At 70.6% G+C, this 16,311-nt stretch carries 13 protein-coding genes and 1 pseudogene; 9 read left to right on the top strand and 5 right to left on the bottom strand.

Features of this window, described 5'->3' with window-relative positions; all coding sequences use genetic code 11:
- Nucleotides 1–76: 76 nt before the first annotated feature.
- On the top strand, nt 77–1,846 hold the full coding sequence (locus IEX05_RS07030) for an acetyl/propionyl/methylcrotonyl-CoA carboxylase subunit alpha (RefSeq protein WP_188700650.1): 1,770 nt from the start codon (nt 77–79) through the stop codon (nt 1,844–1,846).
- 55 nt (nt 1,847–1,901) lie between these two features.
- Here IEX05_RS07030 and IEX05_RS07025 read toward each other — a convergent pair whose 3' ends face one another.
- A complete protein-coding gene (locus IEX05_RS07025) occupies nt 1,902–3,332 on the bottom strand; it encodes an NAD(P)H-quinone dehydrogenase (RefSeq protein WP_188700649.1) in 1,431 nt (476 codons plus the stop codon).
- A 42-nt stretch (nt 3,333–3,374) separates the two neighbouring features.
- Between IEX05_RS07025 and IEX05_RS07020 the strand changes: the two genes are divergently transcribed.
- Together IEX05_RS07020 and IEX05_RS07015 are read left to right on the top strand one after the other, a co-directional pair.
- Entirely contained in the window at nt 3,375–4,205 is an 831-nt protein-coding gene (locus tag IEX05_RS07020) for a purine-nucleoside phosphorylase (RefSeq protein WP_188700648.1), read from the top strand.
- On the top strand, nt 4,202–5,833 hold the full coding sequence (locus IEX05_RS07015; RefSeq protein WP_188700647.1) for a phospho-sugar mutase: 1,632 nt from the start codon (nt 4,202–4,204) through the stop codon (nt 5,831–5,833). Before IEX05_RS07020 ends, IEX05_RS07015 begins: the two co-directional genes overlap by 4 nt.
- Before the next feature lie 143 nt (nt 5,834–5,976).
- Here IEX05_RS07015 and IEX05_RS07010 read toward each other — a convergent pair whose 3' ends face one another.
- Entirely contained in the window at nt 5,977–7,881 is a 1,905-nt protein-coding gene (locus IEX05_RS07010) for a BglG family transcription antiterminator (RefSeq protein WP_229661175.1), read from the bottom strand.
- 125 nt (nt 7,882–8,006) lie between these two features.
- Here IEX05_RS07010 and IEX05_RS15460 point away from each other — a divergent pair.
- A pseudogene (locus IEX05_RS15460) lies at nt 8,007–8,210 on the top strand (PTS sugar transporter subunit IIB); the annotation flags it as partial.
- On the opposite strand, the gene IEX05_RS15275 reads toward IEX05_RS15460, so the two are convergent.
- Nucleotides 8,139–8,342 carry a hypothetical protein gene (locus IEX05_RS15275; RefSeq protein WP_229661190.1) on the bottom strand — a complete coding sequence of 68 codons (204 nt, stop codon included), beginning with the start codon at nt 8,340–8,342 and terminating at the stop codon, nt 8,139–8,141. The pseudogene IEX05_RS15460 and the gene IEX05_RS15275 sit on opposite strands and share 72 nt — an antisense overlap.
- Nucleotides 8,343–8,372: 30 nt before the next feature.
- Here IEX05_RS15275 and IEX05_RS15270 point away from each other — a divergent pair, with 30 nt between their 5' ends.
- The 5 genes from IEX05_RS15270 (at nt 8,373) to IEX05_RS06985 (ending at nt 14,122) form a co-directional block, all read left to right on the top strand.
- Nucleotides 8,373–8,639 carry an HPr family phosphocarrier protein gene (locus IEX05_RS15270; protein ID WP_229661187.1) on the top strand — a complete coding sequence of 89 codons (267 nt, stop codon included), beginning with the start codon at nt 8,373–8,375 and terminating at the stop codon, nt 8,637–8,639.
- Between the two features lie 65 nt (nt 8,640–8,704).
- Entirely contained in the window at nt 8,705–10,291 is a 1,587-nt protein-coding gene (ptsP, locus tag IEX05_RS07000; RefSeq protein ID WP_229661186.1) for a phosphoenolpyruvate--protein phosphotransferase, read from the top strand.
- 21 nt (nt 10,292–10,312) lie between these two features.
- Nucleotides 10,313–12,373, top strand: coding sequence for a PTS mannitol transporter subunit IICBA (locus IEX05_RS06995; protein WP_188700645.1), 2,061 nt, complete (start codon nt 10,313–10,315; stop codon nt 12,371–12,373).
- Nucleotides 12,370–13,521, top strand: a complete 1,152-nt coding sequence (locus IEX05_RS06990) for a mannitol-1-phosphate 5-dehydrogenase (protein ID WP_188700644.1) — start codon at nt 12,370–12,372, stop codon at nt 13,519–13,521. The genes IEX05_RS06995 and IEX05_RS06990 overlap by 4 nt, the downstream gene beginning before the upstream one ends.
- Nucleotides 13,522–13,630: 109 nt before the next feature.
- A complete protein-coding gene (locus IEX05_RS06985) occupies nt 13,631–14,122 on the top strand; it encodes an NADPH-dependent FMN reductase (protein WP_188700643.1) in 492 nt (163 codons plus the stop codon).
- Here IEX05_RS06985 and IEX05_RS06980 read toward each other — a convergent pair.
- Nucleotides 14,119–15,075, bottom strand: a complete 957-nt coding sequence (locus IEX05_RS06980; RefSeq protein ID WP_188700642.1) for an MsnO8 family LLM class oxidoreductase — start codon at nt 15,073–15,075, stop codon at nt 14,119–14,121. The two genes, IEX05_RS06985 and IEX05_RS06980, sit on opposite strands and share 4 nt — an antisense overlap.
- A 69-nt stretch (nt 15,076–15,144) precedes the next feature.
- The gene (locus IEX05_RS06975; RefSeq protein ID WP_188700641.1) at nt 15,145–16,281 is read right to left on the bottom strand and encodes an adenosine deaminase; all 1,137 of its coding nucleotides are present in this window, start codon (nt 16,279–16,281) and stop codon (nt 15,145–15,147) included.
- Nucleotides 16,282–16,311: the final 30 nt, after the last annotated feature.

The following is a 16,311-nucleotide window of genomic DNA, read 5'->3' as shown; positions in this document are numbered from 1 at the left end:
ATTCCCACACGAAACGCCGCGCATGTTGTGCGGCTCAATCAAAAGCAGGCGCGTTCCGCTGGATAGGCTCGAATTCATGCCCGTAATCCGCAAGGTGCTCATTGCCAACCGTGGAGAAATCGCCGTCCGCATCATCCGTGCGGCCCGTGACTCCGGAATCAGCTCGGTCGCCGTTTACGCCGATCAGGACCGCGACGCGATGCACGTCAAGCTCGCCGACGAGGCCTATGCCCTCGACGGCACCACGAGCGCCGACACCTACCTCGTGATCGACAAGATCCTGTCGGTTGCCCGTCGTTCGGGCGCCGACGCCGTGCACCCCGGCTACGGCTTCCTCGCGGAGAACGCCGAGTTCGCCCGCGCCGTGCAGGCCGCCGGGCTCATCTGGATCGGCCCCGGCGCCGAGGCCATCGAGGCGCTCGGCGACAAGGTCACCGCCCGCCACGTCGCCGAGAAGGTCGGCGCGCCGCTGGCGCCGGGAACCCCCGGCCCCGTCGACACCGCCGACGAGGTCGTGGCCTTCGCCGAGAAGGTGGGCCTGCCCATCGCAATCAAGGCCGCATACGGCGGCGGCGGGCGCGGCCTCAAGGTCGCCCGCGAGCTCGACGAGGTCGCCGAGCTGTTCGAGTCGGCCACCCGCGAGGCCGTCGCGGCCTTCGGTCGCGGCGAGTGCTTCGTCGAGAAGTATCTCGACAAGCCCCGCCACGTCGAGACCCAGTGCCTCGCCGATGCCGAGGGCAACGTCGTCGTCATCTCGACGCGCGACTGCTCGCTGCAGCGCCGCCACCAGAAGCTGGTCGAGGAGGCGCCCGCGCCGTTCCTCACCGACGAGCAGAACGCCGTTCTCTATGAGGCGTCGAAGGCCATCCTCAAGGAGGTCGGCTACGTCGGCGCCGGCACCTGCGAGTTCCTCGTGGGCGCCGACGGCACCATCTCGTTCCTCGAGGTGAACACCCGCCTGCAGGTGGAGCACCCCGTCAGCGAAGAGGTCACCGGAATCGACCTGGTGCGCGAGCAGTTCCGCATCGCCGCCGGCGGCACGATCGACTACGACGACCCGACGTCCCAGGGCCACTCCTTCGAGTTCCGTATCAACGGCGAGGACGCCGGCCGCGGCTTCCTCCCCCAGCCCGGCCCGGTGCACACCTTCAAGGCGCCGAGCGGGCCCGGAGTGCGCGTCGACTCCGGCGTCGCCGAGGGCGACGTGATCAGCGGATCCTTCGACTCGATGCTGGCGAAGCTCATCGTCACGGGCGCGACGCGCGAACAGGCACTCGAGCGCTCGCGACGCGCCCTCGCGGAGTTCGAGGTCGCGGGCCTGCCGACCGTCATCCCCTTCCACCGCGTGGTCGTCGAGGATCCGGCGTTCGCGCCGGAGGAGGGCCCGTTCGGTATCTACACGCGCTGGATCGAGACCGAGTTCGACAACCAGATCCCCGCGTGGGACGGCGAGCCGCAGGACGCCGCGGCGTCCGTGCCGCGTCACAGCGTCGTCGTCGAGGTCAACGGCAAGCGCGTCGAGGTGACGCTTCCGGACCGCATCACGCAGCCCGGATCCACCGCCGGCCGCCCCGCGAACGCGCCCTCCTCGCGCCGCAGCCACCAGGGCGGCGGCGCATCGACGGGCGCATCCGGCGACTCGCTCAAGTCGCCCATGCAGGCCACCGTCGTCAAGGTCGCCGTCGAGGAGGGCCAGGAGGTCGTCAAGGGCGACCTCGTCGTGGTGCTCGAGGCCATGAAGATGGAGCAGCCGCTGCACGCGCACAAGGACGGCCGCATCGCGAAGATCGATGCGCCGGTCGGCCAGACCGTCAGCTCGGGTCACGTGCTCGTCGACATCGTCTGAGATCCAACGACAATGGGCCGCCCCTCGGGGCGGCCCATTGTCGTTGTACTGCTGTCTACTCGTCGCCGCGCTGCTCGACGCCGTGCATGGCGCGCGCGGCGTCGGTGATCGCACCGGTCAGCGACGGGTATGCCGTGAAGACGCGCGCGAGCTGATCGACGGTGAGGCGGCGCTCCACGGCGATCGCGATCGGGTAGATGAGCTCGCTCGCCTTCGGGGCGACGACGACTCCGCCGACGACGGTGCCCGAGAGGTTGCGGGCGAACAGCTTCACGAAGCCGTCCTTGACGCCCATCATCTTCGCGCGGGGGTTCTCGGCGAGGTCGATCTTCAGCTCGACGGCGTTGAGCGCGTCGGAGGTGAAACCGACGGTCGCGATCTCGGGCGAGGTGAAGATGTTCGACGCGATCTTGTGCTTGCTGAATGGGATCACCGAGTCGCCCATCGCGTGGAACACGGCGGTGCGACCGAGCATCGACGACACGGAGGCGAGGGGCACGAGGTTCGTGCAGTCGCCCACGGCGTAGATGTTCGGCACGGAGGTCCGGCCGACCTTGTTGACGCGGATGTGCCCGGATCCCTCCAGCTGAACGCCCGCCTCCTCGAGGCCGAGGCCCACGGTGTTGGGCACGCCACCGACCGCCATGAGGCAGTGGGATCCCTCGACGGTCGAACCGTCGGCGAGCGTGACGATGACACCGCTTCCCGTGTTCTCGACCTTCTCGGCGCGCGACTTCGCCAGCAGCGTCATGCCGCCGCGCGTGAACACCTTCTCGAGAACCCGAGCGGCGTCGGGGTCCTCACCGGGGAGCACCTGCTCGCGGCTCGACACGAGCGTGACCTTCGCACCGAGGTTCATGTAGGCCGAGGCGAACTCGGCGCCCGTCACGCCGGATCCCACGACGATCAGGTGCTCGGGCACCGCCGTCATGTTGTACATCTGCTTCCAGGTGAGGATCCGCGACCCGTCCGGCTTGGCCGAGGGCAGCTCACGCGGCGACGCGCCGACCGAGACGATGATCGTGTCGGCCTCGATGCGGTCGAAATCCGTGCCGTCGGGACCGGTCGAGACGACGATCGCGTCGGGGCCCTCGAGGCGACCGCAGCCCGAGATGATCGTCACGCCCTCCTCAATCAGGCGCTCGCGCATGTCCTCAGACTGCTGACCCGCGAGGGCGAGGATCCGCTTGTTGATGGCGAGCAGGTTGATCGCCACCTCCGGCTTCAGCGGCTTGCCGTTCTCACCGCGCGCGAAGAACTGCACCCCGAGATCGCCGGCGTCTTCGATCGCGCGCGCGGCGTCCGCCGTCGCGATCAGCGTCTTGGAGGGCACGACGTCGGTGAGCACGGCGGAGCCGCCCACGCCCGTGCTCTCCACGAGAGTGACCTCGGCGCCGAGCTGTGCGCCCGCGAGCGCCGCCTCGTATCCGCCGGGTCCGCCGCCGATGATCGCGATTCGCTGCTTGCGCTCGAAGTCAAATCTCATGGATCCATTCTGGCACCAGCCCCTGCGGGTTATCGTGAGGGCATGACAGATCCGTCGCACCCCCTTGACTTCCCCGCCGACCCCTTCGAGGTCGCGCGTACAGCCGCGGCCGACATCGCCCGGCTCACCGGCGTGGAGCAGCATGACATCGCCGTGACGCTCGGCAGCGGCTGGGGCCGCGCCGCCGAGCTGATCGGCGAGACCGTGGCCACGATTCCCGCCACCGAGGTCACGGGATTCTCGAAGCCTGCGCTCGCGGGCCATGTCGGCACGTTGCGCAGCGTGCGCACCGACGATGGCCGCCACGTGCTCGTGATCGGCGCGCGCACCCACTACTACGAGGGTCATGGCGTGCGCCGCGTGGTGCACAGCGTGCGCACGGCCGCCGCGACGGGCGCGAAGACGATGGTGCTGACCAACGGCGCGGGCGGCCTTAAGCGCTCGTGGGAGCCCGGCCAGCCCGTGCTCATCAGCGACCAGCTGAACCTCACGAACGACACCCCCCTCGAGGGCGCGACGTTCATCGACATGACCGACCTGTACTCGCCGCGCCTGCGCGGCATCGCGCGCGAGGTGGATCCCTCTCTCGACGAGGGCGTCTACACGCAGCTGCGCGGCCCGCAGTACGAAACGCCCGCCGAGGTGCGCATGGTCGGCGCCGTGGGCGGCGACATCGTCGGCATGTCGACGGCGCTCGAGGCGATCGCCGCCCGCCAGGCCGGCATGGAGATCCTCGGCTTCTCCCTCATCACCAACCTCGCGGCCGGCATCTCGCCGACGCCGCTGAGTCACGAAGAGGTCATCGAGGCCGGCAGGAACGCCGAGGAGCGGATCTCGCGCCTCCTCGCCGACGTCATCGAGCGCATCCGGTGAGCGCGCTCGACGCCGCGCGCCGCTGGCTCGACCAGGATCCGGATCCGGAGACCCGCGCCCAGCTCGCGTCGCTCATCGAGCGCGCGGGGGCGGGCGACGGGGACGCGTCGGCGGAGCTCGACGCCCGCTTCGACGGCCGCCTGCAGTTCGGCACGGCGGGCCTGCGCGGGCAGCTCGGGGCCGGATCCGCGCGGATGAACCGCGTGCTCGTCGCGCAGGCGGCGGGCGGCTTCGCGCGCTACCTTCTGGCGCGTGCCCCGCGTCCCCGCGTCGTCATCGGATACGACGGGCGCAAGAACTCCGAGATCTTCGCGCGAGACTCGGCCGAGGTGTTCGCGGGCGCCGGTCTCGAGGCGATCCTCCTCCCCCGGCTCCTCCCGACGCCCGTCCTCGCCTTCGCCGTGCGGCACCTGGGCGCCGACGCGGGCGTCATGGTGACGGCGAGCCACAACCCGCCGAACGACAACGGCTACAAGGTATACCTCGGCGGTGCCGACGACGGCGCGCAGATCGTGTCGCCCGCCGATCGCGAGATCGCGGCGTTCATCGACGAGGTGGCCGCCGGATCCATCGCCGAGCTGCCGCGCTCGTCCTCCTACTCGATGGGGTCGGAGGAGATCGTCCACGCCTATGTCGAGGCGACGGCCGCGGTCGCGCCCGCGCCGGAGGCTTCCGCCGGCATGCGCTGGGTGTACACGGCGATGCACGGCGTCGGGTGGGAGACGACGCGCGCCGTCGTCGAACGCGCCGGCTACCCCCTCCCCGCGACGGTGAGCGAACAGATCGCGCCGGACGCGGCGTTCCCCACCGTCGCGTTCCCGAACCCGGAAGAGCCCGGCGCGATGGATCTGTCCCTCGCGCTCGCGGAGGCGGAGGGCGCGGAGTTCGCGATCGCGAACGATCCCGATGCCGACCGCGTCGCCGTCGCGATCCCGACGGCGGACGGCTGGCGGCGCCTGACGGGCAACGAGGTCGGGCTGCTCCTCGGCGAGCGCGCGGCGCGCTCCGCCGGCGGATCCGGATCCCTCGCCTGCTCGCTCGTCTCCTCGCCGGGCCTCGGCGAGATCGCGCGAGCGCACGGCCTCGACTGGCACGAGACGCTGACGGGCTTCAAGTGGATCTCACGCGCGCCGGGCATGGTGTTCGGCTTCGAGGAGGCCCTCGGCTACCTCGTGAACCCCGACACGGTGCGCGACAAGGACGGCATCTCTGCGGCCATCGCCATCCTCGGGCTCGCGGCCGAGGCGCGAGCCGAGGGCAGGACACTCGCGGACCTGCTCGACGAGCTGGCCGAGCGGATCGGACACTACGCGAGCGGCCAGGTGTCGATCCGCGTCGAGGACCTGTCGATCATCGGCGCCACCATGGCGCGGCTACGGGCCGAGCCGCCGGCGGCCTTCGGGGAGGTCGCGGTGGCACGCTTCGACGATCTCCTCGTCGTTCCCGACGGTCAGCCGGGCGGCGACATCCTGCGCTTCCTCCTCGAGGACGGCGGCCGCGTCATCTTCCGCCCGAGCGGCACGGAGCCCAAGCTCAAGGCCTACCTCGATGTGAAGGGCGCGTCGGCTTCGGAGGCCCAGTCGCGCCTCGCCGCCCTCGAGGCCTCGGTGCGCGCGCTGCTTGCGTAGTCCCCGCAGAACGTGCCTCCCTCGCGCACACCCCCACCGTTCAAATGACACTTATCCCCAGTCCCGGCGCGCTCAAGTACCTAAAGGTGTCATATGAACGGGTGGGGGAAGAAGGGTGGGGGGAAGAAGGGTGCGCGGGCGGGTTAGCCCTCGTCGATTAGGGCGGCGAGTTCGGTGAGGAAGGTCGGGAGGTCGGTCGCGCGGCGCGCGACGCGACGGGCGTTCTCCGGGTCCGCGAAGACGTCGATCAGCTGCTCGAAGACGGTCTGGAAGGCCGAGCGATCCGACTCGCTGAACGCCACGAAGGCGACCACCCGCACGCGGTCGCCGTGCCAGTCGATGCCGTGCTCACTGATCGCCACGGCGATCGCCGTGCGCTCCGCCGACATCGTCATCGCGTGAGGCACCGCGAGCGATTCCGTGAACGCCGTCGAACTCACCCGCTCGCGCTCGAGGGCGCTGTCGATGTAGGCGTCGTCGATGATCCCCTCGGCGCGGAGCGCTCCACCCAGGGCGCGGATCACCTCGGCCGGCGCGGACGCCGGGACGTCGCGCATGAACGCCCCCGGCACGAACCACTTCTGGATCTCAGCACGCAGGCGCGCGAGCCGCCGCTGCCGCCGCACGCGCGTCGCCGCGTCCGCCACCCGCGCCACGTCCCGTTCGGAGAGGAACGGCGGGATCCTGACGATCCGGTCGGAACCCGGCACGTGCGCCGGCGGGTCGATCGTCGTGAGCACGAGGTCGGTGGCGAAGCGCTCCCACTCCGGCTCGTAGCTGGTGGACACCTCGGTGACGGAAACCTCCCCGCCGAGGGCGTTCTCGAGGCGCTCCCGTAGCTGTCGCCGCATCTCGTCCATCCCGGGGCACACGAGCGTCGCCGTGAGGCGGGCACGCGCGTCGCCGTCCGACTCGATCGCCGTGCCGAGGTGCATCGCGATATCGGTGATCTCGTCGTCGGGGAACTCCACCCCGAGTTCGCGCGACAGGTCGCTCGCGACGGCGACGGCCATCTCGAAGACCAGTGGAGACGCCGCCTTCAGCGATCGCGTCATCGGGTTGCGCGAGAAGAGCTGCTCCTCTGCGCGCTGCAGGAAGTTCTGCACGTGCAGCGCGAGCCTTGCGACCAGTTCGCCGCGCGCGAGCGCCACCCCGTGGGCGCTCACAACCCCGTCGACGGCGCGCGCGACGGCCGCCTCGATCGCCGGATCCGCGCGTCGCGGCGCGCGCGGGTCGGCGGATCCGGGATCCACGACCGACAGGAGGGCGAGCGAGGCGAGGTGCCGCGTATCGCCCTCGCCGAGCGTCACGCCGAAGCGTTCGAGCGCGATGCCGCCGATGAGGTCGGCGACGCGCGCGCGTTCGTGCTCGGTCTCGCTCTCCCCGCCCGGCTCTGCGGCGCTGCTCCCCAGCGAGTAGCCGTGCGCCACGCGGTCCGCGGCGATGGCGATGCGCAGAACGACGTCGGCGGCGGCGAGCTCATTGACGCGGTAGCCCTGCTCCGAGAGGGCGGCGACGAGGTCGCGCCCCGTGGCGGCGAAGGCGTCGGCGTCGAGGCCGACTCGCTCCGCCGCGCGGCGAACGGCGGACGGGTCGAGCGCACCGTCGTCGAGTTCGGCGTTCACGACGCGACCGACGAAGCGGCGCCGCGCGAGTTCGGATCCGTCGAGCGAGACCACGGCCGCTTCGCGCCGATAGGCGAGCCCGGTGCCGCGAAGCATGCCGCGGATCCGGCGGAGGTCGCCCTCGACCGTGCCGGTCGACACCTGCATCTCCAGGGCGGTCTCGAACACGTCGACGCCCTCGTCGGAGTCGAGCAGGCGACGGATGAGGGTGTGCAGCCGCTCGCGCGGCGTGCCCCGCGCCGGATCCAGTCCGTCGATCTCGATCGCGGCCGCGCGCGGTGTGGCGCGGTAGCCGAGCGGACCGGACTCGATCGCGTCGGGCGTGAGCTGGTTGATGGCGGTGACGTAGCTGCGCACGCTACGCGGCGTCACGCCGAGATGATCGGCGAGGTAGCCCGCGGTGACCCAGTCTGAGCGACGCACCAGGATCCCCAACATCCTCGCCTGTCGTTTATGCGCCACACCTCCAGTCAATCATCATTCGTGCACTGTTTTCCGCGGACCCCGGAAAGAGATCTCCATTGCGGCGGGGCCCGCACCCGGCCAGGATGAGACGGAGAAGGAGACGTGAGTCGATGAAGATCGTCGTGATCTGTGGCGCGGGCGCCTCGAGCACATTCGTGGCGACGCGTATGCGGCGCGCCGCAAAGACGATCGGATTCGACGCAACGTTCTCTGCCTCACCCCTGGCGTCGTTCGCCGAGCAGGTGGGATCCGCCGACGCGGTCCTCGCCGGAGCTCACCTGGGCGACGCCTTGTCTGTCGTGCACGCGCAGGCGCGCGAGCACGGCGTTCCCGTAGCAGTTCTCCCTGGCGATATCGCGCGGGATCGCGAGGGCACCCAGGCCCTCGAGATCGCGCTCGATCTCGTCGCGCGGATCCACACCGGGTCCACCCCTCGAAAGGAACACACCATGGCCACTCGTACCGTCACCATCGCCAGCTCGCACGGCCTGCACGCTCGTCCCGCCAAGCTCTTCAGCGAGGCCGCGAAGAACTCCGGCGCTACCGTCACCATCGCCAAGGGCGACGGCAAGGCCGTGAACGCCGCGAGCATCCTCGGTGTCATCTCGCTCGGCGCGAACACGGGCGACGTCGTGACCCTCACGGTCGAGGGCGACAACGCCGAGGGCGTGCTCGACGAGCTCGCCACCATGCTCGAGACCGACCAGGACGCCTGATCGTGACCGCCGAGATCCGCGGCACCGGCATCGGTTCGGGTATCGCCCAGGGCCCCGTCGCCATCATGGCGTCGGCGCTCGAGGCCCCCACCTCTGCCCCGTCGTCGCGCACGCCGGAAGAAGAGAAGACCGCTGTCGCTGCCGCGGTTTCGGCCGTTGCCGCCGAGCTGAACGCCCGCGGCGAACGCGCGGGCGGATCCGCGCAGGACGTGCTCGAGGCCCAGGCCATGATGGCCGAGGACCCGACGCTCGAAGAGCTCGTGCACGGCAAGATCGATGAGGGCTCGACCGGCGAATACGCGGTCTACACCTCGTTCCACGAGTTCGCGGAACAGCTCAAGGAGCTCGGCGGCTACCTGGGTGAGCGCGCGGCCGACCTCGCGGACGTCGCCCAGCGCATCATCGCGCAGCTGCGCGGTGTGTCGGCGCCCGGTGTTCCCGAGCCCGGCCACCCCTTCGTGCTCGTCGCGCCCGATCTCGCCCCCGCCGACACCGCCCTGCTCGACCTCAACCAGGTGCTCGCGGTCGTCACGACCGACGGCGGCCCGACCTCGCACACCGCGATCCTCGCGCGCGAGAAGGGGATCGTCGCGGTCGTCGGCACGGGCGAGATCGAGCTCGCCGAGGGCCAGATGGTCATCGTCGACGCCTCGCAGGACCTGGTGATCGTGGATCCGACTGACGAGCAGCTCACGGAGGCCGCGCAGCGCGCCGCCGACCGCGCCGCCGCGCAGAGCGCCCCCATCACGCCGGGCGCGCTCGCGGACGGTACGTCCGTGCCGCTCCTCGCGAACCTCGGATCCCCCGCCGGCGCCGCCGACGCGATCGCGCTCGGCGCGGAGGGCGTCGGCCTGTTCCGCACCGAGTTCCTGTTCCTCTCGAGCGACGAGGCGCCGTCCGTCGAGAGTCAGAAGGCCAGCTACGTGGAGTTGCTGACGGCGTTCGAGGGCAAGAAGGTCGTCGTCCGCGCGCTCGACGCGGGCGCGGACAAGCCGCTCCCCTTCCTCACGGACGACAGCGAGGAGAACCCCGCGCTCGGGCGCCGGGGCATCCGTGCCCTCGCCCACCGCGAGAACATTCTCCGCGACCAGCTCACCGCGCTCGCCCAGGCCGACGCCGAGACGAACGCCGAGCTGTGGGTCATGGCTCCCATGATCGCCACGGTCGACGAGACCGAGTACTTCACGTCGCTCGCGAAGGAACTGGGCCTGAAGACGACCGGCGTCATGGTCGAGGTGCCCTCGGCCGCGATCCTCGCGACCGAGATCCTGAAGTCGGCGGACTTCGCGTCGATCGGCACGAACGACCTCGTGCAGTACACGATGGCGGCCGATCGCCTGCTCGGATCCGTCGCCCACCTGCAGAGCCCGTGGCACCCCGCCGCGCTCCGTCTCATCCAGATGGTCGCCGACGGCGGCAAGGCCAACGGCAAGCCGGTCGGCGTCTGCGGCGAGGCCGCCGCGGATCCGCTCCTCGCCGTCGTTCTCGTCGGCCTCGGCGTGAACACGCTCTCGATGTCGCCGTCGGCCCTCGCGGATGTCCGCGCGGAGCTGAAGAAGCACACCCTCGAGGACGCGCAGCGCATCGCCGCCGCGGCCCTCGCCACCGGTAACGCCGACCAGGCGAAGACCGCCGCGCGCGCGGCCGCCTAACTCCCCCTCCAAGGAATCATCATGTCTACCGAAACATCCGCGAAGGCGCCGGGCGGTCTCCGCACCGGGGTACAGAAGTTCGGCACCTTCCTGTCCGGCATGATCATGCCGAACATCGCAGCGTTCATCGCGTGGGGTCTGCTCACGGCCCTCTTCATCCCGACCGGATGGCTCGGCGTCGAAGGGCCCGTCGAGGCGCTCCGCTGGAGCGGATCCGAGGGCCTCGCCGCAATCGTCGACCCGACCATCCAGTACCTGCTGCCGCTGCTGATCGCTTTCACCGGCGGAAACGTCGTATACGGCCACCGCGGTGGCGTCGTGGGCGCCGTCGCCACGATGGGCGTCATCGTCGGCGCCGCGGGCACGATCATGTTCATCGGTGCGATGATCGCCGGCCCGGGTGCCGCCTGGGTGCTGAAGATGGTCGAGAAGCTGTGGGACGGCAAGATCAAGGCCGGCTTCGAGATGCTCGTCAACAACTTCTCGGCCGGATTCGTCGGCTTCTTCACCGGGCTCGCGGCCTACTACTGGCTCGCACCGCTGGTGAAGGGTCTCACCGACGTGCTCGGCAAGGCCGTGGGGTGGCTCGTCGACACCGGGCTCATCCCCCTCGCGAGCGTCATCGTCGAGCCCGCCAAGGTGCTGTTCCTCAACAACGCGATCAACCACGGCGTGTTCACGCCCATCGGCGGCGAGCAGTCGACCGAAATCGGGCACAGCCTGCTCTACCTCGTCGAGGCGAACCCCGGCCCGGGGGCCGGTCTGCTGCTCGCCCTAACGGTGTTCGGCGTCGGCGCGGCGCGCGCGACCGCGCCCGGTGCCTTCCTCATCCAGTTCCTCGGCGGTATCCACGAGATCTACTTCCCCTACGTGCTCGCCAAGCCGGTCCTGCTCGTCGCCCTGGTCCTCGGCGGGGCGTCCGGCGTCGCGACGAACCTCATCTTCGACTCCGGCCTCGTCGCGCCCGCATCGCCGGGCTCGATCTTCGCGGTGCTCATCCAGACGGCCCCGGGCAGCCACCTCGGCGTCATCCTGTCGGTCCTCATCTCGGCCGCAGTGACCTTCGTCGTGTCGACGCTGTTCCTGCTGGCGAGCCGTAAGCGCGACCTCGCGGCCGATGCGGCCGGCGAGGACAAGCTCGCCGCCGCGGTCGCTCAGACGGAACGGAACAAGGGCAAGGCGTCGTCGGTCCTCGGCGGCCTCGCCGGCGCGGGTGCCGCGACGGCGACCCAGACGATTCAGAACGTGATCTTCGCGTGCGACGCCGGCATGGGATCGTCGGCTATGGGAGCGGGCGTTCTCCGCAAGAAGGTGCAGCAGGCGGGCATCGAGGGCGTCACCGTGACGAACAAGGCCATCGCCAACCTCGACGGTACGGCCGATCTCGTCGTCACCCAGGCGCAGCTGACCGAGCGCGCCCGCATGAAGGAGCCGAACGCGCTGCACGTCTCGGTCGGCGGTTTCATGAACGCCCCCGAGTACGACGAGGTCGTCGCCCTGCTCCTCGCGCAGCAGAACGGATCCGCGGAGGAGGCCGCCGCCGAGGAGACGGCGACGCACGACGCTCCCGCCATCGACTTCGGCGCGAAGCCGGATCCGGCGACGTCGACGGCGACGGCGGAAGGCGAAGCCCCCGAGGGCGCGACCCCCGAGGTCCTCACCCGCGACAACGTGCGGATCCACGCCGGATCCGCCACGCGCGACGAGGCCCTGCGCGAGGCCGCCGGGATCCTCGAGGCGGCCGGCGCCGTCACGGGCGACTACCTCGAGGCCATGAAGGCCCGCGAGGAGACCGTCTCGACCTATATGGGCAATGGTCTGGCGATCCCGCACGGCACCGACGCGGCGAAGGACGCCGTTCTCGGCTCCGCCCTCGCCGTGATCCGCTACGACGGCGGTGTCGAGTGGGGCGACGGCGACGTCGCGACCTTCGTCGTGGGCATCGCCGGTAAGGGCGACGCCCACCTCGAGATCCTGCAGTCGGTCGCGATCCAGTTCGGCGATGACGACACCGTCGCCCGTCTGAAGGCCGCGGAGACCCCGGACGAGCTCTACGCCCTGCTGAAGGGTGGCCTCGCATGACGGTGAAGAAGGCCGTCCACTTCGGCGCCGGCAACATCGGCCGCGGTTTCGTCGGCGCGCTCCTACACGAGGGCGGATACGAGATCACGTTCTCGGACGTGGCGGCGCCCCTCGTCGATGCGCTGAACGCCGCCGACAGCTACGTGGTGCACGAGGTCGGCGACGGCGGACGCGACGTGACGGTGACGGGCTTCTCGGCGATCAACAGCGCCGAGGATCCGGACGCCGTCGCGGCGGCCGTCGCGGCCGCCGATGTGGTGACCTGTGCCGTGGGCCCCACCGTCCTGAAGTTCGTGGCCCCCTCGATCCTCGCGGGCCTCCGCGAGCGTTCCGCCGACTCGACCCCGGTCAAGGTCATGGCCTGCGAGAACGCGATCGGCGCGACGGACACGCTGCGCGGTCACATCGAGGCGCTCGCGGGCGGCAAATGGGAGTCGCTCTCGACGCGGGCCGTGTTCGCGAACACGGCCGTCGACCGGATCGTGCCCGGGCAGCCCGAGGGCGCCGGCATCGACGTCACCGTCGAACCGTTCTTCGAATGGGCCATCGAGCAGGGCCCCTTCGGCGGCGATCTGCCGACGATTCCCGGTGCGCACTTCGTCGACGAGCTGGGTCCGTACATCGAGCGCAAGCTGTTCACGGTCAACACCGGCCACGCCGCCACGGCGTACCTCGGTGCCCGTGCCGGAATCGAGAAGATCTCGGACGCGCTGGCCGACTCGGTCGTCGAGCGACAGGTCGCCGCGGCGATCGCCGAGACGAGCGCCGTCCTCGCCGCGAAGCACGGCTTCGCCGAGGAGGACCTCGCCGAGTACCGGGCGACGATCCTGCGTCGGTTCAAGAACCCGGCCCTGCCGGACACGGTGCAGCGAGTCGGCCGCCAGCCGCTCCGCAAGCTCTCCCGCCACGAGCGCTTCATCGGCCCGGCGGCGGAGGCCGCCGAGCGCGGGCTCGGTGTCATGGGGCTGCTGACGGCGATCGACGCGGCCCTCGCATTCGATGACGCCGACGACGCCCAGGCGGTCGAGTTGCGCGAGAAGCTCTCCTCCCTCGACGCCGACGCCTTCACGGCCGAGGTGACGGGGCTCACGGCCGATCACCCGCTGTACGCCTCGGTGCGCGACGTCGTCGCGCGGCACACGGCATAGGGCACCTCGGAGAGGGGAACGGGATCCGCGGATCCCGTGCCCCTCTCGCGTGCGTCATAGAACGTCTCCGACGATGCGCGGCCATCCGTCGCCGTGGCAGAGTGGCCGCATGACCACGATCACGACCCTCGTCGGCAACCCGCAGCCCGCCTCCCGCACCCTCGCCGTCGCAGAGGAGGTCGCGGACCAGCTCGCCGCGGTCACGGGGGCGCAGCGCGACGAAACGATCGACCTCGCGGACGTCGCGAAGCGGGTCTTCGATTTCCCCTCCGCTGAAGTCGAGGCGCTCCTCGAGCGCGTGGCCCGCCCCGGGATCCTCGTCATCGCGTCCCCGACGTACAAGGCGAGCTACACGGGGCTGCTGAAGGCGTTCCTCGATCGCTACGGCACGAACGGCCTTGCGGGCGTCACGGCGATCCCGGTCTTCACGATCGGCTCCCCCGCGCACGCGCTCGCGGTCGAGCACACCCTTCGGCCGCTGCTCGTGGAACTGGGTGCGAGCGTGCCCACGCGAGGCCTCGCGTTCCCGACGGCACGCTTCGACGAGCGCGCCGAGGTCGTCGCCGAGTGGCTCGAGGCGCAGAAAGCGTCGCTCGTCTAGAAGGCGCGGATAAGCGCGGCGTCGAGCCCCGCGAGCTCGGCGGTGTCATAGGTCGACGTGGAGACGAGGATCTCGTCGGCGCCGGTCGACTCGGCGAGCGCCGTCAGCCGCTCCGCAACGCCCTCGGGCGTGCCGAGCACGAGCTGTCCGAGATGCTGCTCCACGCGGTCGCGTATGCGATCCGGCCATTCCTGCGCGAGGATCCGTTCGGGCGGCTCGAGCGGTCCGAACTCGCCCGTGCGCGACGTCTGCGCCATCGACCAGGCCTCCGGCAGGGCAAGCTCGCGGGCGCGCTCGCTCGTCGTCGCCGCGAACGCGTCGAGCGAGAGCATGACGCGGGGCGAGGCGTCGCCGTCGAACGCGGCGCGGTAGTCGGCGAGGAGCGCGGGAAGGCGATCGCTGAACACCATGGGGCCGCCGATGACGACGGGGAGTCCCAGCCGCGCCGCGCGGGCGATGCCCGAGCGCGATGCGAGCACATGCACGGGCACCGCGTCGGTCTTCGGGCGCGCCGTGATCGGCGCGCGGGATCCGAGGAAGTCGAGCACCTCGCGGATGTCGCGATCGATCTCGTCGGGCGAGACGGTCTCGCGCCGCAGCGCACGACGGACCGCGGGCGTGAAGCCGAGCGAGGTGCCGAGGCCCAGGTCGATGCGCCCCGGGTAGAGCCCCTCGAGCATGCGGAACTGCTCGGCGACGACGAGCGGTTGGTGCTGAGGCAGCATGACGCCGCCCGAGCCGAGGCGGATCCGCGATGTCACCTGGCCGATCGCGGCCAGCAGCACTGCGGGCGCGCCCGAGGCGATGCCCGGCACCGCGTGGTGCTCGGCGACCCAGAACCTGTGGTAGCCGAGCTGCTCGGCCCGCCGCGCGCGTGCGATCGTGTCGCGAAGCGCCCGCCCCTCCGGTTCTCCCGCTCGCGTGCGCGAGCGGTCGAGGATGGAGAGGATCACGCCCAGTGCAACCGCCGCGGAGGCAGCGCTATTCCGTAGCGATCAGCTCTTGCTGCGGCGGTCGGGGCGTCAGCCGCGCTCGAAGCCCTCCTGGATCAGCTCGATGAGCTCCTCGCGCTGCTCGAGCGGGAGGAAGGCGCTTCCCGCGGCGTTGAGCTGCAGCGTCTCCAGGTCTTCGAGACCGTACTCGAAGGTGTCGACCAGAAGCGCCAGCTCGCGGGTGAGCGTCGTGCGGCTCATGAGCCGATTGTCGGTGTTGACCGTCACGCAGAACCCCAGCTGATAGAGCAGGTCGAACGGGTGATCCTCGATCTTCGTGCCCCACTGGGCGATCGCGCCGGTCTGCAGGTTCGAGGAGGGCGATAGCTCGAGGGCGATCTCGCGGTCGCGCACCCAGGTCGCGAGGTCGCGCAGGCGCACGCGCACCTCATCGCCCTCCGCCGCGATCTCTTCCAGGTCCTCCGCGATGCGCACACCGTGCCCGAGGCGCAGCGCGCGGCCATCGAGCAGTGCCGAGTTGATGGAGTCGAGCCCCGCCGCTTCGCCCGCGTGGATCGTCACGGGGAAGAACTCCTGTGCCAAGAGGTCGAGCGCCTCCTGGTGCTCGGACGCGGGGAACCCGTCCTCCGGACCGGCGAGATCGAAGCCGACGACACCGTCATCGCGGAAGTCGAGCGCAAGACGGGCGATTTCCGGCGAACGCGAGCCCTGTCGCATCGCCGAGAGGATCTGACCGACGCGGATCGAGTGCCCGTTCGCGTCCGCCGCGTCCTCGCCCTCCTCGATGCCGTCCTGCACGGCCTGTACGGCGTCCTCGAGCGACAACCCGCCCTCGAGGTGCTGCTCGGGGGCCCAGCGCACCTCGCCGTAGATCACGCCGTCGTTCGCGAGGTCTTCGACGTACTCGCGCGCGACCCGGGTGAGGTTCTCCGCGGACTGCATGACCGACACCGTGAGATCGAAGGTCTTCAGGTACTCGACGAGCGAGCCCGCATTCGACCGCTCGGCGAACCACTCCCCCAGCTCCCGCGAGTTCGCGGCAGGGAGCGATATCCCCTGCGCGCTCGCGAGCTCGAAGACGGTCGAGGCGCGCAGGCCCCCGTCGAGGTGGTCGTGAAGCGACACCTTCGGAAGGCTGCGGATCGGCACCCCTTCGACGCTCGCCTCGCGGCGAGGGCTCTGGCGCTTGTGCTGGGGACGGGACATGGGGTCTCCTTGCTCGGGGGTGCGGAGGGT

The sequence above is a fragment of the Microbacterium nanhaiense genome (genome assembly GCF_014646015.1).
GTDB classification, from domain to species: domain Bacteria; phylum Actinomycetota; class Actinomycetes; order Actinomycetales; family Microbacteriaceae; genus Microbacterium; species Microbacterium nanhaiense.
The sequence above is the reverse complement of the archived record's forward strand: the minus strand, read 5'-3'. Positions and strand labels throughout refer to the sequence as shown.

Coding starts and splice junctions, on each gene's coding strand:
- IEX05_RS07030 (WP_188700650.1), top strand. CDS start 77: ATGCCCGTAATCCGCAAGGTGCTCATTGCCAACCGTGGAGAAATCGCC.
- IEX05_RS07025 (WP_188700649.1), bottom strand. CDS start 3,332: ATGAGATTTGACTTCGAGCGCAAGCAGCGAATCGCGATCATCGGCGGC.
- IEX05_RS07020 (WP_188700648.1), top strand. CDS start 3,375: ATGACAGATCCGTCGCACCCCCTTGACTTCCCCGCCGACCCCTTCGAG.
- IEX05_RS15270 (WP_229661187.1), top strand. CDS start 8,373: ATGGCCACTCGTACCGTCACCATCGCCAGCTCGCACGGCCTGCACGCT.
- ptsP (WP_229661186.1), top strand. CDS start 8,705: ATGGCGTCGGCGCTCGAGGCCCCCACCTCTGCCCCGTCGTCGCGCACG.
- IEX05_RS06995 (WP_188700645.1), top strand. CDS start 10,313: ATGTCTACCGAAACATCCGCGAAGGCGCCGGGCGGTCTCCGCACCGGG.
- IEX05_RS06990 (WP_188700644.1), top strand. CDS start 12,370: ATGACGGTGAAGAAGGCCGTCCACTTCGGCGCCGGCAACATCGGCCGC.
- IEX05_RS06985 (WP_188700643.1), top strand. CDS start 13,631: ATGACCACGATCACGACCCTCGTCGGCAACCCGCAGCCCGCCTCCCGC.
- IEX05_RS06975 (WP_188700641.1), bottom strand. CDS start 16,281: ATGTCCCGTCCCCAGCACAAGCGCCAGAGCCCTCGCCGCGAGGCGAGC.